The sequence below is a fragment of the Variovorax sp. 10L426 genome, assembly GCF_056395305.1.
On record NZ_JBFTJF010000001.1, the window covers coordinates 371,930 to 391,623 of the forward strand.

The 19,694-nt window shown below is 67.7% G+C and carries 18 protein-coding genes; 7 read left to right on the plus strand and 11 right to left on the minus strand.

Translation table 11 applies throughout. The annotated features are described in order from the left end of the window. Nucleotides 1–3: 3 nt before the first annotated feature. A complete protein-coding gene (locus AC1DHL_RS01835; protein ID WP_478160164.1) occupies nt 4–699 on the minus strand; it encodes a GntR family transcriptional regulator in 696 nt (231 codons plus the stop codon). Nucleotides 700–823: 124 nt separating this feature from the next. Between AC1DHL_RS01835 and AC1DHL_RS01840 the strand changes: the two genes are divergently transcribed. The 7 genes from AC1DHL_RS01840 (at nt 824) to AC1DHL_RS01870 (ending at nt 8,813) form a co-directional block, all read left to right on the plus strand. Then, nucleotides 824–2,065, plus strand: a complete 1,242-nt coding sequence (locus AC1DHL_RS01840) for a pyridoxal-phosphate-dependent aminotransferase family protein (RefSeq protein ID WP_478160166.1) — start codon at nt 824–826, stop codon at nt 2,063–2,065. 34 nt (nt 2,066–2,099) lie between these two features. Further along, nucleotides 2,100–3,077 carry a Bug family tripartite tricarboxylate transporter substrate binding protein gene (locus AC1DHL_RS01845; protein WP_478160168.1) on the plus strand — a complete coding sequence of 326 codons (978 nt, stop codon included), beginning with the start codon at nt 2,100–2,102 and terminating at the stop codon, nt 3,075–3,077. A gap of 236 nt (nt 3,078–3,313) precedes the next feature. After that, nucleotides 3,314–4,357, plus strand: a complete 1,044-nt coding sequence (locus AC1DHL_RS01850; protein ID WP_478160169.1) for a FecR family protein — start codon at nt 3,314–3,316, stop codon at nt 4,355–4,357. A 58-nt stretch (nt 4,358–4,415) separates the two neighbouring features. After that, complete coding sequence (locus tag AC1DHL_RS01855) at nt 4,416–5,288, plus strand: c-type heme family protein (RefSeq protein ID WP_478096130.1); 873 nt, start codon at nt 4,416–4,418, stop codon at nt 5,286–5,288. Nucleotides 5,289–5,302: 14 nt separating this feature from the next. Continuing rightward, a complete protein-coding gene (locus AC1DHL_RS01860) occupies nt 5,303–6,802 on the plus strand; it encodes a serine/threonine-protein kinase (RefSeq protein ID WP_478160171.1) in 1,500 nt (499 codons plus the stop codon). Between the two features lie 17 nt (nt 6,803–6,819). Beyond that, nucleotides 6,820–8,091 carry a type VI secretion system-associated FHA domain protein TagH gene (tagH, locus tag AC1DHL_RS01865; protein WP_478160173.1) on the plus strand — a complete coding sequence of 424 codons (1,272 nt, stop codon included), beginning with the start codon at nt 6,820–6,822 and terminating at the stop codon, nt 8,089–8,091. After that, nucleotides 8,073–8,813 carry a PP2C family protein-serine/threonine phosphatase gene (locus tag AC1DHL_RS01870; protein ID WP_478160175.1) on the plus strand — a complete coding sequence of 247 codons (741 nt, stop codon included), beginning with the start codon at nt 8,073–8,075 and terminating at the stop codon, nt 8,811–8,813. Before tagH ends, AC1DHL_RS01870 begins: the two co-directional genes overlap by 19 nt. On the opposite strand, the gene tagF is transcribed toward AC1DHL_RS01870, so the two are convergent. From tagF to AC1DHL_RS01920, 10 genes are all read right to left on the minus strand, one after another. After that, nucleotides 8,777–9,364: a type VI secretion system-associated protein TagF gene (tagF, locus tag AC1DHL_RS01875; RefSeq protein WP_478160177.1), complete on the minus strand. Its 588-nt coding sequence runs from the start codon at nt 9,362–9,364 to the stop codon at nt 8,777–8,779. The two genes, AC1DHL_RS01870 and tagF, sit on opposite strands and share 37 nt — an antisense overlap. Beyond that, complete coding sequence (gene tssM, locus AC1DHL_RS01880; protein ID WP_478160179.1) at nt 9,358–12,681, minus strand: type VI secretion system membrane subunit TssM; 3,324 nt, start codon at nt 12,679–12,681, stop codon at nt 9,358–9,360. The genes tagF and tssM overlap by 7 nt, the downstream gene beginning before the upstream one ends. Next, nucleotides 12,678–13,805 carry a DotU/TssL family secretion system protein gene (locus tag AC1DHL_RS01885; RefSeq protein ID WP_478160181.1) on the minus strand — a complete coding sequence of 376 codons (1,128 nt, stop codon included), beginning with the start codon at nt 13,803–13,805 and terminating at the stop codon, nt 12,678–12,680. Before AC1DHL_RS01885 ends, tssM begins: the two co-directional genes overlap by 4 nt. After that, nucleotides 13,802–15,004, minus strand: a complete 1,203-nt coding sequence (tssJ, locus tag AC1DHL_RS01890) for a type VI secretion system lipoprotein TssJ (protein WP_478160183.1) — start codon at nt 15,002–15,004, stop codon at nt 13,802–13,804. The genes AC1DHL_RS01885 and tssJ overlap by 4 nt, the downstream gene beginning before the upstream one ends. Nucleotides 15,005–15,153: 149 nt before the next feature. Then, on the minus strand, nt 15,154–15,762 hold the full coding sequence (locus AC1DHL_RS01895) for an OmpA family protein (RefSeq protein ID WP_478160185.1): 609 nt from the start codon (nt 15,760–15,762) through the stop codon (nt 15,154–15,156). A gap of 62 nt (nt 15,763–15,824) precedes the next feature. Then, nucleotides 15,825–16,559: a GIN domain-containing protein gene (locus AC1DHL_RS01900; protein WP_478096115.1), complete on the minus strand. Its 735-nt coding sequence runs from the start codon at nt 16,557–16,559 to the stop codon at nt 15,825–15,827. A 31-nt stretch (nt 16,560–16,590) separates the two neighbouring features. After that, nucleotides 16,591–17,007, minus strand: coding sequence for a hypothetical protein (locus tag AC1DHL_RS01905; RefSeq protein ID WP_478096114.1), 417 nt, complete (start codon nt 17,005–17,007; stop codon nt 16,591–16,593). Continuing rightward, complete coding sequence (locus AC1DHL_RS01910; protein ID WP_478160187.1) at nt 16,991–18,652, minus strand: DUF4384 domain-containing protein; 1,662 nt, start codon at nt 18,650–18,652, stop codon at nt 16,991–16,993. The genes AC1DHL_RS01905 and AC1DHL_RS01910 overlap by 17 nt, the downstream gene beginning before the upstream one ends. Nucleotides 18,653–18,679: 27 nt before the next feature. After that, on the minus strand, nt 18,680–19,003 hold the full coding sequence (locus AC1DHL_RS01915) for a hypothetical protein (protein WP_478096110.1): 324 nt from the start codon (nt 19,001–19,003) through the stop codon (nt 18,680–18,682). Nucleotides 19,004–19,078: 75 nt separating this feature from the next. Continuing rightward, a complete protein-coding gene (locus tag AC1DHL_RS01920; RefSeq protein WP_478096108.1) occupies nt 19,079–19,651 on the minus strand; it encodes a hypothetical protein in 573 nt (190 codons plus the stop codon). Nucleotides 19,652–19,694: the final 43 nt, after the last annotated feature.

Consider the following 19,694-nt stretch of genomic DNA (forward strand, 5'->3'; position numbering starts at 1 on the left):
ACTTCAGGTCTTGGCCGCGTTGGACCGTGGATAGATTTCGCCGGCGCGCAGGAGCTCCAGCACGGTGTCGCGCTTGCGGTTCAGGTGCTCGATCAGCACCTGGCGCATCGCGGCGGGGTCGCGGGCACCGAGGGCTTCGATCATCCGTTCGTGCTCGGCCACCGCACCAGCCCACTTGGCTTCGTTCTGGTTGGTGCGAAAGCGCAGCGACTGCACGCGCGCGTTGATGGACCGGTAGGTGCTCGTCAGCACCGGGTTCTTGGCCGCGTCGTTGATCGCGGCGTGAATGCGGGCGTTGATGCGGTAGTAGCCGGAGAGGTCTCGGCGCGCGAAGCAGGCCATCATTTCGTAGTGCAACGCACGCAGCTCGGCCAGCTCTTCGTCGGTGACGCGCTGCGCCGCCAGTTCGCCGGACAAGGCTTCGAGCGTCGAGAGCAGTTCGAAGGTATTGACCACATCCGCCTCGGTCAGCTTGACGGCGACCGCGCCCCGGTTGGGCAAAAGGTCGACCAGTCCCTCCGCGGCCAGCAGCTTGATCGCTTCGCGCAACGGCGTGCGCGAGACGCGCAACTGCTCGCACAACTCGCGCTCGTTGAGCTTGGCGCCGGGCGCGATCTGACCTTCGATGAGCATCGTGCGCAGCCGCGACGCCACCTGGTCATGCAGCGCGAGACGCGAGATTTCGATGATTTCCGCCATGGGTTCATTTCCTTGAGTTGCATTTTGAATGCAAAGTTTTGGCCCCTCAAGCGATTGGCTTAGGGGATAACCATCATCCACATTTGTCTTTTGAATGCAAAACTGCCGGCGAAAGGACGGCCACATGCTTCAACTCGACTCTCATCCCACCGGTAGGCATTTCCTGCAGATTCCGGGCCCGAGCCCGGTGCCCGACCGCATCCTGCGCGCGATGAGCCTGCCGACCATCGACCATCGCGGGCCCGAATTCGGCGCGCTCGGCCGACGGGTGCTGACGGGCATCCGGAAGATCTTCAAGACGCAGCATCCCGTGATCATCTATCCGGCGTCCGGCACCGGCGCCTGGGAGGCCGCGCTGTCGAATACGCTGAGCCCCGGCGATCACGTGCTGATGTACGAGACCGGCCATTTCGCCTCGCTGTGGCAGAAGATGGCCACCCGACTGGGCATCTCGACCGAGTTCCTGGCCTTCAACGGCACTGACGAGCAACTGCCGCAGGCACCGGGTTGGCGCCGCGGCGTGCAGGCCGATCTGATCGAGGCGCGCCTGCGCAAGGACACGGAGAAGAAGATCAAGGCCGTGTGCGTGGTGCACAACGAGACCTCGACCGGTGTCACCTCCGACATCGCCTCCGTGCGCCGCGCCATCGATGCGGCGGGCCACCCGGCCCTGCTGATGGTCGACAGCATCTCCGGCCTCGCCAGCGCGGACTTCCGCCACGACGAATGGGGCGTGGACGTCACCATCAGCGGATCGCAAAAAGGGCTGATGCTCCCGCCGGGCATCAGCTTCAACGCCATCTCGCCGCGCGCCCTCGAAGCCGCGAAGAGCGCGAAGCTGCCGCGCTCGTTCTGGGCTTGGGACGAGATCGTCGAGATGAACAAGGACGGCTACTGGCCCTACACGCCCAACACCAACCTGCTCTATGGCCTCTCGGAGGCGCTGGACATGATCCTCGGCGAGGGCCTGAACAACGTCTTCGCGCGCCACCAGCGGTGGGGCGCCGGCGTGCGCGCAGCGGTGAATGCATGGGGACTGCCGATCCAGTGCGCCGACCCGGCCGTGTACTCGCCGGTGCTCACCGGCGTGATCACGCCCGAAGGCGTCGATGCGGACGCGGTGCGCCGACTCATCCACCAGCGCTTCGACCTGTCGCTGGGCACGGGGCTGGGCAAGCTCAAGGGCCGCATGTTCCGCATGGGCCACCTCGGCGACAGCAACGACCTGACGCTGGTCGCCATGATCGCCGGCGTCGAGATGGGTCTGAAGCTCTCCGGCGTGAAGCTCGCCGGCAGCGGCGTGCAGGCCACGATGGACTATTTCGCCGGCCATGTCGCGCCGGCCGCCCTGCAGAAGGCGGCCTGAGCGCAGGCGCGTTCATTCAAAAAACGGAGACAACATGCAACGACGTTCCTTCATCCAGGCCGCAGGCGCGGCCGCAGCCACCCTCGGCGTGCCCAGCGTGTTCGCGCAGGAGTGGCCCTCCGGCCCCGTGCGCATCGTGGTGGGCTTTCCGCCGGGCGGCGGCACCGACGCACTGGCCCGCGTGGTCGCTCAGAAGCTGTCCGTGATGTGGAACCAGTCTGTCATCGTCGACAACAAGGGGGGCGTCGCAGGCGTGCTCGCGGCCGAATACGTGGCGACGCAGCCGGCCGACGGCAGCACGCTGCTGATGGCGCACATCAACAGCCATGCGCTGGCGCCCAGCCTGCAGCCCAAGCTGCGCTACAACGTCGAGCGCGACTTCGTTCCGATCGTGCTGGTCGGCGTCACGCCCAACCTGCTGATCGCGAGCCCCACGCAGAAGGCCTTGACGGTGAAGGACATCGTCTCCCTGTGCGCCGCGGAGCCCGGCAAGGTGAGCTTCGGCTCGGCCGGGGCCGGTTCCGCGCAGCATCTGGCGCTGGAAATGTTCAAGCTTCAGGCCAAGGTCGACGCGCTGCATGTGCCCTACAAAGGCAGCGGGCCCTTGCTGGCCGACCTGATGGGCAGCCAGATCCAGTACAGCTTCGAGACGATGACGGCGGCCACGCCGCACGTGAAGAGCGGCAAAGTGATCGGCGTCGCCCAGACGCGGCTCAAGCGCGCCAAGGGCCACCCGACCATTCCGACCATGCAGGAGCAAGGCTTCGACGGCTTCGAAGCGACCACGTGGTACGGCCTCGCCGGCCCCGGCAAGCTGCCCGCCGGCATCGCCGACAAGATCAATCGCGACGTCAATACGGTGCTTGCCATGCCCGACGTGCAGGAGCGGCTCGACACTTACGGTGCCGAGGACGGCGGTGGCTCGCGGGAGAAGTTCGCCAAGTTCATTTCGAGCGAGATCGACAAGTGGGCGCGCGTCGTCAAGGACGGCAAGGTGAAGGTCGACGCATGACCGACCTGTCCGGCCGGAATCCAGGGTTGCATCGCGACGATCGGTGTATGCCGTCTCGCTTTGATCCTGGCAACTGACTCGCGCACCCAGTCAAATGGAATACGCCTGACAGGGGCTCCTAGGCCGAAAAAGACGGCCACTGCACGGGGGAGGGTGAGTAATATGGAAGTTGTTTGCAGCCAGATTCCACGATGCCCGATGCCAGCGGAGTTACCTCTTTGCGGCGCACAAAGATCTTGTTCAGGTTCCTGCTGCTGTGCGTCGCGAACCTGTTCGTCTCGTCGTTTGCCTGCGCGCAATCTACCGACGCCACGTCGGCCTGGGCGCGGTCCAACAGCGTCGTCGGCATCGTCGAGGGCGACGTTGCGCTGATCCGCCAGACCACGCGCTACTCGCTCGCCGAGGGCGTGGTCTTGAATGAGCAGGACATCATCGAGTCAGGACCCGGCGCATTTGCCCAGATCGAACTGCCCGGCGGCGTCCTTGTCGGTATTGGTGAATCGACGCGGCTGATGCTGCGGCCTCGCGTCGGCAAGGGGCTGACGGCGCCGCCGCTCTATCTGCTCGAGGGCTGGCTCAAGACCAGCGCCAACGGGGCCTTCGGCTACGTCGGCCCCAGCGTCGAGGTCGCGACCCAAGCCGCCACCACCGTCATCCACACCAAGGGCGCGCAGTACGAACTGTTTGTCGAAACCGGCAGCGCCAAGCTGACGCTGCGTGATGGCACGCAGACGATTGCGCAATTGGCCAGCGGCGATTTCGCGCAGCGGCGTGAAGGGAGCAGTCCGACGGTCGGCGCGCGCGCCACGCCCGAATTCCTGAGCAAGGTGCCGCGCCAGTTCCGCGATCGGCTGCCCGCACGCGGTGAGCAGTTCGCCAAGCGCAACGTCGCACCCAAGCCGCGCGGCGATGTCACGTACGCCGATGTGGCCGCGTGGCTGCGCACCGAACCGGCGCTGCGGCTGCAGCTGCTGCCGCTGTGGAAGTCGCGCGCGGCCGCCGACCTGAGCTTCCGTGCGGGCGCCAAGGCGGACTTGGCACAGCACCCCGAATGGGAGCCCTATGCCGACCCGGAGGGTTATGCGCGCCGCCTGGCCGAAGAGGCCGAACGTCGCCGTGCGCGGGAGGCCGCGGCTGCAGCGGCGCGGGCCAACCGGGCAGCGGCAGCCGCCGCCGCAGCCGCAGCAGCCGCTGCGGCCGCACCTGCGGCTTCAGCCGCACCCACACCTGTACCGGCAGCCTCGGGCGGCACCAGCGCCGGGCGGGGCAAGTCTCAGTGAACCGTCCCACGTCGTGCCGCAACTCAACGACCAGTGACAGCCAGGACTGGAGAATCCCATGAGCCTTCTATTCAAGTTCAATCTGATCTTCCTGGTGGTCTTCGTCGGCGGCGTGGCCGGCGCGGGCAAGATTTCCCATGACCTGCTTCAAAGCAACGCCAAGCAGGAAGTGCTCAACCAATCGCGCCTGACCATGGAAAAGGCGCTGGCGATTCGCGCCTACACCAATGACCAGATCCGCCCGTTGCTTGAAACGCAGATGAAGTACACCTTCCTGCCCCAGACAGTGCCAGCCTATTCCGCCACGGAAGTGCTGGCGACGCTGTCCAAGAGCTTCCCCGACTACACCTACAAGGAAGCGACCCTCAATCCGACCAACCCGCGCGATCGTGCGGTCGACTGGGAAGCCGACATCGTGAATCGTTTTCGCAGCCAGGCCGATCAGAAGGAGTTCGTTGGTGAGCGCGAGTCGGGCACCGGGCGGGCGCTCTACATTGCGCGCCCGATCCGCATTACGAACGCTGCCTGCCTGGCATGCCACAGCACGGTCGAGGCGGCGCCGCACACCGTGATCGACAAGTACGGGCCGGCCAACGGCTTCGGCTGGCAGATGAACGAGGTGATCGGCGCGCAGGTCGTTTCGGTGCCCATGTCGGTGCCGCTGGCGCGCGCCGAACAGACTTTCAAGGTCTTCATGGGTTCGCTCATCGGCATTTTCGTGGCCATCGGCATCGTGCTGAATGTGATGCTCTACCTGCTCGTGATCCGACCGGTGACGGCGCTGTCGAAGGTGGCCAACCGCGTCAGCCTGGGCGAATCCGATGTGCCGGAATTCCCGACGCGTGGCCGCGACGAAATCGGGATCCTGGCGAATTCGTTCACGCGCATGCGCCGCAGCCTCGATCAGGCCATCAAGATGATCGACACCTGAGGTCCGTCACCCGTATGTCGCCGCCCACCCATGTCGGTCCATACCCGATCCGTGGCGTGATCGGCTCGGGCGCGATGGGCGTCGTGTACCTGGCGCACGATCCGGGGATCGACCGTGCGGTGGCGATCAAGACGATCCACCGCCGCCTGCTCGAATCGGGCGACGACCTGAGCGTGGCGGCGCGCTTTCGCGTGGAAGCCAAGGCGGCGGGGCGGCTGAACCACCGCAACATCGTCCCGATCTACCAGTTCGGCGAAGACGACGACTGCGCGTACATCGTCATGGAATACGTTGCCGGACGAAACCTGCGCGACTATGTCCAGGCGCCGCGCAAGCTCGAGGTGCCGCAGGTGCTGTGCGTGATGATGCAACTGCTCGACGGCTTGCACTACGCCCACGAGCGCGGCATCGTGCACCGGGATATCAAGCCGGCGAATCTCCTGATTGCTGATGATGGGTGCCTCAAGATCACCGATTTCGGCATAGCGCGAACCGAAACGTCGAATCTGACGCGCGCCAATTCGATCGTCGGGTCGCCCGGCTACATCGCGCCCGAGCAGTACACGGACCGCGAGATCGACCGCCGCGTCGATGTTTTCTCGGCGGGCGTGCTGCTCTATCGGATGCTGAGCGGGACGACGCCATTTGTCGGCACGGACGACGCGATCATGTACAAGATCGTCTACGAGCCACACAAGCCGCTGAGCGAATTGACGAACGACCCCGTGCACAAGCCGTTCGATGCAGTGCTGGACCGGGCGCTGGCGAAGGATCCGGCGCAACGCTATCCGAGCGCGATGGCGATGCGAACGGCGCTGGTGGCGCTCGCCACGGAGACGTTGCCGGAGGTGCTCCCGGCCCATATGCTGATGCCGCCTCTCCTCGAAGGCCAAGAGGCGAGCCCGGCCCCCCCGAAGGTGCGCGACGCGTCCGACATCCCCGCGCCCAATCTGCCATTCGTGCCGACGGTGCCCGACTCGACGCGGATCCCCCTGGCACCCTCGAAGTCGCAGCCCGGCACAAGCCCGCCTTCGATCCCCCCGCCCACCGGATGGGACACCGCCGCGCTGGCCGGGGTCGAACGCGAACTGGCCGAGCACGTGGGCGCGGTGGCGCGCGTACTGGTGCGTCGTGCCGCGCGCGGGTTGTCCTCGCTGGCGGAAGTGCGCCATGCCGTTGCCGGTGCGATCGTGGACATTGAAGCGCGCGAGCGCTTCCTGGCCAAGGCCGGCGCGCCGCCGACCCATGGCGCGGTTTCGGCAGCTGCCCCTGGTTCCCAGGCCTCGAGAGTCGACGGCGCAGCGCTGAGCGGCGCGCCGATGCGCGAAGGCGATGTCGACAAGGCAGCGGCCGCGCTGCTTTCCTCGATGGGTCCCATTGCGCGGATCGTCGCGAAGCGCTGCGCCGCGAAATCGACCACCCGCGAGCAATTCGTCTCCAGCATCATGGAACAGCTCGCGCCAACCGTCGATGCCCGCCGTGTGCTGGCCGACCTGTGGCGAGCCTTGGGCTGAATTCGAACGGACCTACCGTGATCGCGCTGCATGTCATGCGCCGCCCCGGCGCCACCGAGCCCGATGCGACGGCGCTTCCGCTACCGCCCGAGGGCCTCATCATCGGCCGTTCTCTCGAATGCGACCTGGTGCTGGCCGACCCGCTGCGCGGGGTCTCGCGCCAACACGCACAAGTCGCCATGGTCGGCCAGGACGCGCGCGTGCGCTGCATCAGCAGCACCACCCCCTTGTGGGTGAACGGCACGCAGCTTGCCCCGGGTGACCAACTGGCCCTGTCGGTGGGCGATCGCCTGCGCATCGGCGGATTCGAGCTCGCTGTCGAGTCCGTCGCGGCGCCCGCTGCGCCGCGCGCGCGTCTGGATCGCTGGTTCGATCTGGACGACGCGCTCGATCCGCTCGCCGCGCAATCGCCGCTGCCCGCCCTGGCGCCGCCGCCCGAGGCGGCGTCAGCGAGCGCGGTCGTGTCCTGGAAGACGAGTGGGCTGTCCGTGCGAACCGGCACACCGATTGTGAACAGCGCGCCCTCGATGCCGCCGGCTTCGCCGCCCGTGCAAGCCGCTGTATCGGCCGTGCCGGGGCCACCCACCGCTGTGGCAGCCGAATCGACGGCGCCGGCGCCTCTTTCGTCGACTTCGGCTTTGGCTGCCGAGGGCGGGTCGCGGGACCTGACCGAACTTGCAGCGGCATTCGCTCGCGGCGCCGGACTTGACGCCGCCCAAGTCCCGCTGTTGACGCTGGACTGGATGGAACATCTGGGCGCGCTGCTGAGGGCGACCGCCGAAGGCACGCTCGCGTTGCTGCAAAGCCGCTCGATCGCGAAACGCCACATGCGCGCCGAGGGTACGGTGATCGCGCCGCGCCACAACAACCCCCTGAAGTTCTCGCCGAACGCAACCGAAGCATTGACCCGCATGCTGCAGCGTGACCCGAGACCCGGGTTCCTCGACCCCGTGGCAGCGTTGCAGGACGCGAATCGTGACTTGCTGGTGCACCAGGTGGCGATGGTCGCCGGCATGCGCGCCGCGGTGTTCGAGCTCTTCTCCCGCCTGGGTCCCGAGGCCGCCGAGAACGCGGAGGGGCCGCCGCGCGGTCTTCATTCGCGCCTTCCCAGGCTCCGCGCCGCGGCGCTCTGGGAACGCCATCGCCTGCAGCACGCCCACCTGCTCGAGCACCTCGATGACGACTTCGAGACCATCTTCGGACGGGAATTCCTGCGCGCCTATGAGGCCCAGTCGCGTGTCAACGCCGACGATCCACCGCCGGAGCCTCCATGGCCCAACGCGCGTTGAACGTTTCGGTCGCGGCGCTCTCGCAAACCGGGCGGCGCGAGTGCAATGAAGACGCCTTCGGCTATTGGCTGGGCGCCGACTCCCTCGTCGCCGCCTTGTGCGACGGTGCGGGCGGGCACGGCGGCGGCCAGGCGGCCTCGCGCGCAGCCGTGACGCATGTGCTCGAAGCCTTCGCGCTCCAACCCGAGGTCAGCCCGAACGCGCTGAAACGGCTTGTCCGAGGGGCCAACGACGCAGTGGTCGCGCAGCAGGTTGCCGGCACCCTGACGGCCGACATGCGCACCACCATCGTCGTGCTGCTGCTCGACCTCCGCAGCGGCGCGGCGCTCTGGGCCCATGCCGGCGACTCGCGCCTGTACCGCTGGCATGACGCCCGATTGCTCGGGCGCACGCGTGATCAGAGCCTCGCGCAGAGCTTGCGCGATGCCGGGCTGAATGCGACCGACGCCGCCCCCGGGCAGTTGACTTCGGCGCTCGGCTCGCCCGAAGGCTTCGACTTCGAGGTCCTGGAGACGCCGCAGATGCTCGCTTCCCGCGATGCCCTGCTGCTGTGCAGCGACGGCCTCTGGTCGGCCTTCGACGATGCTGCCATGGCGAGCAGCCTGGCTGGCTGCAGCGGCGTCCAGGCCTGGCTCGATCGCCTCGAAGCGGGTGTGCAGCGAGCCGATCGCAGCGACCAGGACAACTATTCCGCGCTCGCGATCTGGTGCGAGGCCGGTTGAACACCGAGCAGTTCGAGCAGAAGTGCCGGCTCCGGTGGCCAAGCCGCAGGCCGCGCAGCGACATCGTGTGCGGCGGCGAGCGGCCACCAGAGGCTGGCCGGCTCCGGCGGCCAGGCCTCGGCAAGTTTGAATTCCCGCTCCGGACGGGGCGGCAAGGCGGCGATCGCAGCCTCGAGCGCTTCGGGTCCTTCCGAGACCGCGTCGAGCAGCGACGCGAGGCGTGCGGCGCTTTCGTCCGGTGAAGGCGCCGCGTTGAAGCGTTCCGCCAACGTCAGCGGAAAAGCGCGTCCGACACGATCGTGCGACGCCGTGATGATGCCGCACCAGATCTCGCCGGGCGCCGGCAGCGCCAGATAGCGCCATGGCGCGAAGGTACAGAGGCGTTCGCGCAGCGTGGTGGCGTCCAGCGTGGTCGCGGCGAGGGCGAGGCCGCGCTGCAGCCAGCCATCCCAGTCACTGCGCCAGCGTGCAGGCAGGCCGCGGCCGACGAAGTCTCCGCGCGCGGGTAATTTGCCATACCAGGACACGCGACGCGATGACGACTTCACCATGATGCCTGCGGACAATGGAAACCTGCCAGCTCCCGGAGGGTCCAGACATCGGCGTCGGGCGCCCCGGCTGCGCTCGCCTCGACGTCGAGGGTGCGTGTGTCGACGACGAAGGTCAGCCGCGCCGGTGCGCCGCGCTCGCCCTTCCAGTCGCCGTGCAGCAGCACCCGAAGCCAGGCGAACGGACCTTCATGGATTTCGGCGCCGACCCCGGTGGGGCCAGGCGGCAACACGCGCATCAGCACTTTTTGCGTCGAAGCCGGTCCCGGCCAGGCCAATTCCTTGGCACGCGGCGGGCCGTTTTCGAATCGCAAAAGCTGGCCATCGACATCGATGCTGAACTGCAGCAGCTCGGCATCCATGCGCTGCGGCGTGAGGCGCAGCTTGAGCTCGGGCATCGGTTCACCTTCGGGAAAGAACAGGCTGCCGATCGCCGCCGCCCGCTCGAATGCTTCCGAATTGCTCGCATTGGCGCCTGCGCTGCGCGCTTTCCACGGCCGGCTCGACGTGTCGACGCGTTCGGTCAACTGGTTGCGCCGGAATTCGTCGAACAGGCCGCCGGGTCCGAACAGGCGCGCAAAGTCGGACGGCGCCATGTCCCGCGCCGCGTTGGCACTGAACGGAAAGCGCTCACGCGTCAACGCGCTGCAAGTCTGCGCGAGTTCGACCAGGGCGGCGTCGAAACTCGGCTTGGCGCCGCCGCGCGAGCGAATCAATGTCCCGAGGTCGAGGTAAGCCTTCCGCAGCGCCGCCGGCGCGCCGGCAGCCTCGGTGCGCAACGTCGCGTCGAGTTCGGCACCGCCGGTCTCGTCGCGCTTGCCGGTGACCAGGGCGTGAAGGCGGTCAAGCGCTTGGGGTCCAGGCCCTGCCGCGTAGTCCCCGAGGGAGCCGAAGCGTGCACGCAGCGTGCCTTCGAAGGCGACCTCCGCCGCGCTACCGCCCTGTGAGGTCGCGCTGAACTCGTCGGCCAGGCGTGTCAGGAGGCGGCGCAGCGGCGAATCGGGCGCCGTGAGATCTGTTGCCTGGCGCGAGGCTTCACCCGCGTCGCTGCGGGGCGCCAGCACGAGGGCATCGAGTTGACGCGACCAGGCGGCGATCACGCGTTCGGCCTGGCGCTTGCCGACCTGCGCGGCGATTTCGTCGCGCCAGGCGCGGTCCTTCTGCAGTCGTCGAACTTCGCCGCCGGTGTCGCCGAGCACCCAGTCTGCCTCGCTCGCGAGCTCATCGAACGTCCCCTCGAGCGCCGGCACCAGATTGCGCCGCCAGTCGCCGGCGCTCGAATGCGCCGGCATCGGTCCGGCGCTCGAGGCTGCGAACACGAGAGCGCTGGCCGCGCCGAGGCGTGTCGGCAGATCCTGCGGCGGCTCGGGATCAGGAACGCGTCGCAGCAAGCGCTCGTGCACGCGTTGTGCCAGCGGCAGCGCCGCGAGGGCGCTGCGCGCCGCGCGCACGCCGGCATCGTCGGGGCGCATGGCCTCGGGCAACCCGTTGCGCTCGAGCAAGTTCTCGACATGGCGCGCCAACTCGCCGCGTTCACCAGCGCCGCTCGTTTGTGCCAGCGTCTGCTCGACCCAGCCGCGCAACTCGCCGCGGACCAGCCGTGTCGGGTTGGCGAGCATCAATGAGGCGCGCAGCGCCTCGTAGCGTGTCGCGCTGTCCTCGGCCTCGCGCAGGTCGCTGCGCAATCGCTCGATGAGCAGCGGCGCCAGACTCCGTTCGAGCATCTCCCGGTAGACCTGTTCCGCCGAGCGCGCCAGGCGCGGTCCCTGGAACAGGCCGAAGCCGAAGCCGGCGGGCGGTTGATCCGGGTCGATGCCGTCGTTCGCGGCCAGGTGCTCGAGCAGCGAATAAAGCGGCAGCACCTGCTCAAGAGCTGCCGATTCCAGGGGACCGATGCGCCGGGTCAACTGCTCGACACGCGCGCGCACGGCGTCGACATAGTCGAGGTTTCGTCGATAGCTCTGCCACCACAGGGCAGAGGTGGCGAGCAGCGCGGCACTGGCAAATGCGGCGCCGAACATGATGGCGCGCCGACGCAAACGCAGCCGCTGCAGTCGCTGACCTGCCAGGGGCGCCTCCGCGATCACCAGCCGCTTGAGCAACGCGCTCAGGAAAAACGACTTGCCACCGGCATCAGGGCGCGGCAGCGGCTTCAGCGCCAGGCCGTGACTGCGCGCGAGTTCGCCGATGACCCGATCGATCGGATTGCCCTCCTGTGTGCCACTCGTCAACGCGATCGAACGCAAGCGTTGCGCCGGTTCGGCTGCAATGTCCGCGAACGCCTCGCGCACGAATCCTTCGAGGGGCCCGAGCAGCGCCTTGAACTGTGCTGCAAACGCGTAGATCGGCAGACGGCGCTGCGGCGTCCGTTCATGCTGCAGCAACTCGGGACTGCGCTGTGTCAAGCGCTGCGCGAGGTCGTCGAGGCGCGTTCCGAGATCGGCCGGGAGGCCTGCAACATCGGCGTCGAACACCGCGCCCCAGAACTGCTCGCGCTGTGCGGCATCGAGATCGCCAAAGGTTTCGACAAAGCCGGAGAGCAGGTCGGCCTTGGTCACCAGCAGGTAGATCGGAAAGGTGAGATCGAGCTCGCGGCGCAGTTCTTCCAGGCGCGATGCGACGGCTGCCGACTGGCGCGCGAGTTCTGCGCCGCCTTGCAGCAGGTCGGGCACGCTGACGCTGACGATCACGCCATTGATGGGCTGCACGGGCCGGTGTCGGCGCAGGAGCGCGAGGAACTGCTGCCATTCCCCGGCGTCGACCGCGGCGTCGCTGTCCTGTGTCGTGTAGCGTCCTGCCGTGTCGATGAACACGGCGTCCTCGCTGAACCACCAGTCGCACTGGCGCGTTCCGCCGATCCCCGCGAGCGGGTCGCGTCCGAGCTTTTCGGCGAGCGGAAAGTGCAGGCCCGAATGCAAGATTGCGGTGGTCTTGCCGCCCCCGGGCGCGCCGATGATCAGGTACCAGGGCAGTTGCTGCACCTGTCGCCGGCGCTGCCACCAGCGACGCGTGCCTTGCGCCCCGACTCCCTGCCGCAGCATCGCGAGCGCCTCGTGGAAACGCTGGCTCAGCTCAACGCCGGCATCGCCGGATTCGAGGCCCTTCAGCAGCCGCTCGTTGCGCCGCCGGGCCAGCAACGCCCGCAGCCCGCTCAGGCCGACCAGCAAGAGCGCCACCAGCACCAGCAAGGCCACGCGCGCACGGGTGCCGTCGAAGGGGTGCCAGCTGCCGAAGGCGAACAGCGGTGCCGCAAACCACAACAGGGTGCCTGCCGCACCGAGGTTGACGGCGCGTTGCACGAAGCGTGGCGACGCCTTCATTGCGGGAACAGGACGATCTCGACGCGTCGCGGTGGCGCGCGGCCCGCGGTGTCGACACGGGCCTCGACCGCCAGCCGCTCATCGCCGAGTTGCGGCCGCAAGACGTCGGCGGCACCGCGCGCCCATTCCATCGCCTGATGCCAAGCCGACGGCGTGCGAGCCGTCGGGGGATCGCTGCCATCGGTGTAGCCGACGACAAGAACCTTGCCCGGCAGCTTCTTCAGCGCTTCGCCCAGGTGCGTCAACGGCGCGGTGGCATCGCCGAGCGCATCGGCGTCGACCACGACCACGCTGCGCAGCGCCTCGTCGCGCACGGACAACCGGCCCGCATCGATGTCGCCACGCAGGCTCGAGGCCAGCCGCGGCGGCGCCGTCGCCGCGCCCGCGACCGGCTGCACGGCGACGGTGGGTGCCGGTACGAGTCGCTGCAAGGATGCCAGCACGCCGTCGACGCGCGCTGCAAGCTGAAGTTGGCTGGCGCTGTAGATGCCCACGGCAAGCACGCCGAGCAGCAGGACCGCCGGCAACGCGACGCGTGGCGCCCGCGGTGGGCTGGCCGCGGCAGCCGCGCAGTGCCACGAAGGCACCAACGCCGGAGCCGGCGCCACCTGTTCGAGCGCGAGGTGCACCCGTGCGCGCAGCATTTCATGCTCGCGGCTGTTGGGGGCCATGCCCGCGCGCAGACCGAGACTCAGGCAGGTATGGAAGAGTTCGAGCAGCGCGCGATGCTCGCGCGGCTTTTCGGCCAGCCGCGACAGCAGGCGCAACAGCTTGTCGCCGCCGTCGGCCTCGCCGTGAAAGCGCTGCAGCAGTCCGGCGCCTCCCGTACCGAACGGCGCGGCGCCAAACTGCTCATCGCCCCAGGCACAGAGTACGTAGCTCGCGGCCGCGACGCTTGCCTCGTCGACACCTGCGACGCGCGCATTGGCTTCGAAATGGGCCACCACCGCGGCCAGCGTGCGGCGCAATTCGGCCGGGTCGACCGACGTCGCGTCGTGCAAGCGTGCCACCAGGGCAATGAGGGGGAGGGCCTCGGCGCGCAGCGCGCGCGCGGCAGCCGGCTCGTCGACGCCATCCGAAGCACCGGAAGCCGGCGACCCAGGCGCGGCGCCGGGTTGCATCATTTGGCCCACCCCAGTTGCAGTCGGCGCGCCTGCGCATCGAGGCGCGCACGCGGCGCCAACGATCCAACCGGCAACGGCAGCACGGCACGCCACTCCGAGCGCTCGATCTCCCGAAACGCACCGAACACCGCGACGGCACGCGCGTCGCCGCGCAACTCGAGGTCCAGCTCGCGCGCTTCGCCGGGGCGGAGGTACAGACTCTGGCGAACGAGCATATTCGACCCGAGGGTCGCTTCGTCATCGTCGTAGAGGCTGTCGAAACTCGCCTTTTCGAACCCGCTCGCATCACTCAGCACGTAGATCCGCAGCGCCAACGAGGCCGACGCATCGCGCGCATCGGTGTTCAGGCTGCGCTGCGCTTGTACGAGCAGCTGCAGGTTGCGTTTTGGCCCGGCCAGCGCCGCTGCAGGACCTGGGTTGAACATGAAATTCACGACCATCGAGGTGTTGACCCAGGGGATCTGGCGCTCCGCGGTGTCGCGCAGCACCTTGATGCGTACGGTCTTCATCATTTCCTCGACATCCACGCCACGGGTTCGCATCTCGGTGGCGAGATAGCGCGTGTAGATGCTGTTGCCGCCGACCGGGCCGTCCTCGGCGACGCGACCGGGCGCGGCGGAGAAGGCAATGAGGGCGCCCGGCGCCGCCATCTCGGCCAAGCCGTTGGCGTTGCGCGAAGCGTCACCGCGCGCCGCGAAGGGGTCGTTGCGGCAAGCGTCGATGATGAAAATGCGGGCGCGCGGACGCACCCGATCCACATGCGTGAGCAGCGCTTCCTGCATGTCGATGGCCTCGTCGCGCACTTCGGCCTCATCGCGCAACGCGATGTCGACCGGCAGCAGGAAGTTGCGCCCGCCGATCTGCACGCCGTGGCCGGCGTAATAGAAAACCGACGCGACCTGATCGTCGTCCATGCGGCGCGCGAATTCCCGCAGCACGCGCTTGAAGTCGCGGGCATTGAGGTTGAGATACTCGCCGACCTCGAAGTTGAGGCTGCGCAACGTCTGCGCGACCAGGCGAGCGTCGTGCTCGGGATTGTTCAGCGGGAGTTCGGGGTACCGCGCGTTGCCGATCACGAGTGCGACACGGCGTTGCCCAGGCGAGTCGACCATGGCCTGCGCTTGCGCGTGGCCGGCTCGGCTCCACCACACGGGCACGAAACCGAAGCCAAGGCAGGCGAGCAGGCGACGGCGAATCATGGTACGGCCGGATGAATGGATGCTGCGGACCTCTGGGACTCCACTGGCGATCGCATCCCATTCTCGGCGGTGCGCTGCGGCGGCACAAGGGGAAGGCGGGGCCGCCGAAATTCGGTCATGGCCCCGCCGTGAGCACTCGCAAGGACTGATCAGGCGCCGCGGAATTGCACCCGACGGTTGATGGCGGCGTACGGGTCGGTGTCTTCGAGCGGCCGGCCTTGGCCGTAACCGACGGTCTTCAGGCGTGCGGCGTCGATGCCGTGGTGCACGAGATAGTCACGCACGGCGCGGGCCCGGTTGCGCGACAACTCGAGGTTGTAGGCCGCGCTGCCCGCGGCGTCGGTGTGCCCTTCGATCGTGACCTTGCTTCCAGGCGCCATCAGTTCGATGCCCTTGGCGAGGGCGTCGAGCTGGGTCCGTGCGGCCGGGAGGATCTCGGCGGAATCGAAAGCGAACCGCACCGGCAAGGACAGCGCCGAGGCGGCGGCTTTCGAGTCATTGCGCGCGACATGTGCGGTTTCCGAGGGACGCGCCGATGCATTGACCCGGGAGCTCGCCGCCACCGCCGTGGTCTTCGCCGGGGCTGCGGGCGGATCGTCGAGCAGGCGGATCGAACGGTTCAGCACGTCCGCCACGTCCTGCGGGACCACGAGTTGGCCTTCGTGGTAGATCACGACCTTCTCGGCCCTGGCGGCGGGGGCGATCATTGCAGCGGCGGCGGCGAGGGCGAGGGCGAGGGTGCTGAGGTAGCGGATCATTTGAGGGCTCCTTGGGCGTTGGGTCGTCGATAACCATGGGTTGCGCGCGCCGCCTGCCCGGTTCAATCTTTATCGACCGTGCCGATGCCGCGGATGGAGCGTGTCACCGCCGGGTCGCCGTGATAGCGCACGTGACCGACACCGCCGATGCGCACCGCCAGCGTGTTGCTGGCGGCGAGCTGCGCTTCACCGTTGCCATCGATGGCCACGTCGGCGCGCTCGCTGGCGAGCTTGGGTGCGGAATAGGTGCCAACGCCGGTGATGGCGAGTTGCTGCGCCGTCACTTTGCCGCCGCCAACCGCGACATCGCCGGCACCGGTGATCCGCACGTCGAGGTTGCGCGCGTTTTCCAGGCGATCGACGCGGATCGAGCCGCTGCCTGCCAGCACCAGGGTGAGCGTATCGCTGCGCAGCGCGCCGATGGTGATCGCACCGACGGCGCGCGACTCGAAGGCTCGCAACGCCTGGACGCCGAGCTTCATCCGGATCGGCTGCTGCGTCTCGACCCGGCCAGGCGCAAGGCCGATGACCAGGCGCCGACCGTGGACCTCGGTCGTGATCTTGCTCAGCACTGCAGGCTCGGCCTCCAGGGTCAGCGACTCACGGGGTCCCTGTTCGACGCTGACGTCGCCGGAGACGGTAGACACGACTTCGTCGAAGTCGGCGACGCTGCGGGGTTCCGTGGCGGCCTGTGCGGGCCCGGAAGGGGCCGCGGCAAGAACCGCGGCACAGCCGGCGGCAAGGGCCGCAACTCGGAGCGACGGCGGTACCGGGAAGGCTTGGATGAACCAGTTCATGATGGGGCTCCAGGCTGGGGCGAGGGTGGGCTCAGCGCGGCAGCGCGAGGCTGGGCGGGGGTGGGGCAGGGCGCGCCAGGCAGGTCGTCCCGTTGAGATCGGCGGTGACGATCAAGTCTCTGCCATGGCGGTCGATCGCCACCATCTTTGCACCCTGCCGCGCTTCGGCGCCGAGGGTGACCGGCGCTTCATCGAACAGCAGGAAACCGTTCTGCCAGCAGCGGAGTTGATAGGTGGCGGGTGCCTTCCTGCTCGCGGCCCGTGGCGCAGGCGCGACTCGGGAAGCGACACGGTCGTCGCCACCGATTGCGCCGGCGCCTGCGGTCGCGCCGCGGGGCAACTGCAGGACCAGGCCGGTCACGGCGGCAAGGGCCACCAGGGACACCGCTGCCAGGCGGGCGCCGCGCTGCTTCTGGTGATCGGGATGGAAATCACTTGGCTTGTACATGGAAGTTCTCCTGGGCGAGCGTGCCGCCGCTGGCTTTGGCGAAGGCGGCGTGGATCATGTCGAGCGAGGCGCCGGGCAGGGGTTCGAAGTCGATGCCGACCAACGCCTGGGGCAGTGAAGGCATCACGTCGCGCGGCGTGGCGAAGCAGGAAACCGTCTCGGGCACGCCCTTCGAATTCATCGAGAGCTGGAAGCGCATCGGGCCGGGCAACGTGAGCGGCTTGGCCGCAGCGATGCGTGAGTCGCGGGTGAACCGGTTGGGGAAGAAGCGGACGATCTTGCCGTCCTCATCCTGCAGATAGCAGTAGACATGCGCGTCCTGCGACGGCGCAAGGGCGAGGCTGATCGCTTCGCCGCGGGCAAACCGCGTCTGCTGGTTCGGGGCCGACACTGACAGCTTCAGCGGCGCCGCCTGCGATGCGGGGGTTTGTGCCGCCGCTGCCGCTGCCGCTGGCGCCGCCGCCGCAGCCGCCGCCGACGACGACGACGACGACGACGATGCTGGGGCTGTCGCAGCCGCCGGAGATCCGAGCGTGGTGGCAAGCGTGCCAGGCGCAACGTAGCGTGCCGGTTGGGCCGGTCGCTGGATCTTGCTGTGGTCTGCGGCGAGGAAGGCACTGAAGAATTTCTCGTCGAGCTTGGGCTCGCGGCTGAGGCCGAGTTGGGCGCGATAGTTGGAGATCGCCTCGTCGATGGCAGGATTGAATTCCCCGTCGATCGGGCCGTCGTAGAACCCGCGCTGCCTCATCTGGTTCTGGAAGTAGGCGATCAGCTCGACGCGCGTCGCAGCCATCGCGCCGTACCAATCCAGCATCTCGAGACGCGTTTCCTCATTCGCTTTCGGGTCGCTGACGCCCAGGCAGGTCCAGTAGGGGGTCTTCGTCAGCTTGCCGATGAGTTCCACCACCGCCAGTTCGACCAGCCCGCGCAGCGCCTGCGACTGGCCTTCCGAACGCGCCAGGTTCATGCTGTAGTTGATGCCGAACTTGTGATACGCGGCATCGCCGTCGATGCCTCTGCCTTGTTTCATGATCACCACGGCATTGCGCGACGTGACGCCCGGCAATACCCCCATGTCGCTGGTCGTCAGCATGCTCAGGTCGAGCGCCAGCATGCTGGTGGACGCATCTTTGGCAACGCCGAGGTTGAGGTACGGGAAGTAGCCAACACCCAGGTCCTTCTGGTTCTTGATCAGGTTCTCGTCGAACTGCGACACGGAGCCCTTGATGTCGTACCGCGGAATCGCCTGGTAGACCGCCGTGGTTTGCGCCGCCGAGAGAAAGCTGACCACGTTCAGCGTGTCCTTGCCGAACGCGACCAGACGCACCGCGCGGCTGCGCCGCGACATGTCCGACACCGCCGAGATCAACATGTCGCGCGTTCCGGCGTTCAGCTTCTTCGTTTCGTCATTGATTTCCTCGGTCAGCATCGTCACGTCGTGCACGCCGTAGTCGATCATCAGCGTGTCCATGCAACGCAGTGCCGGCGAAAAGCCCGTGATCGAGCGCTGCGGCAGTTGCTCGGGGCCGACGCGGATCTCGGCGGTCTGCTCGACCGTTTGCTGCTTGACCTCGAGCGTCTGGCAGCCCGCGAGTGCTGCGAGTGCGGCAAGCGCTATGAAGCGCGCGATGCGGGGCGGTTTCATGACATCTCCGATGTGTGGGAATTCAGTTCACTGGCAACCGCCGCGGCCGACGATGTTGATGGCATTGGGTGCGAACACGAACACCTCGCGCGGCGCGGCGCCGATGCGTCCGCCGGTGTCGATGTTGCCGATGCTCTGGCTCCCGCAGCTGCCTTGGTTTGGATCCGCGGACTTCCCTTGTTCTTCAGCCTTGCGCTCCTGTGCGCTGATGCGGACCTTCTCCTTGGCGATCTTCGCGCGGAACCGCGTGTCGACGTCCAGCAGCTCCTGTCCCGCGAAGGCATGGGCGCAGGCGCCCAGCGTGACGGCGACAAGGACGATGCGGGAGGTGCGAACGAGGGTTGCATTCATGGTGAGTTCTCCTTGCTGAAAAGACCGCCAGCGCCGGTGGCGCTGGCGGACGCGGGGCGAAAGCACTGCGCGTGGTTACTTGGCGACTCCGATGGACTGCGAGGCGCTGGACAGGAAGCCGCTTGCGCTGTTGTTCGAGCCCGTGGCGATGACGGTCGAGTTGGTCAGCTTGCCGTTGCCTTGTGCGCCGCCGATCTGCTGGGTGGCCGAGGACAGGAAGCCGGAGGCGGAGTTGCTTGCACCATTGGCGAGCACCGTGCTGTTGGTGACCGTGCCGTTGCCCTTGGCGAAGCCCACTTCCTGCGTGGCGCTGCTGAGGAAGCCCGAAGCAGTGTTGTTCAGGTTCGTGCCGAGAACCGTGCTGTTGGCGATCTGGCCATTGTCCTGGGCGTGGCCGACGTTTTGGGTCGCCGACGACAGGAAGCCCGAGGCGGTGTTGTTTGCGCCATTGACGAGCACCGTGCTGTTCGAGATCTTGGAGTTTTGCTCGGACACACCGATATTCTGGGCCGCCGAGGCCAGGAAGCCGGACGCGTTGTTGTTGGCGTTGGTCGACAACACCGTGGTGTTTGCGATTTCGCCGGCCATCGCGCCACCGAAGGCGAAACCGAGGGCGATGAGGATGGATGCTTTGCGAACGATTTGCATGATGATCTCCAGAGAGTGATGACAGGGGTTGAGGTCGGGCTTG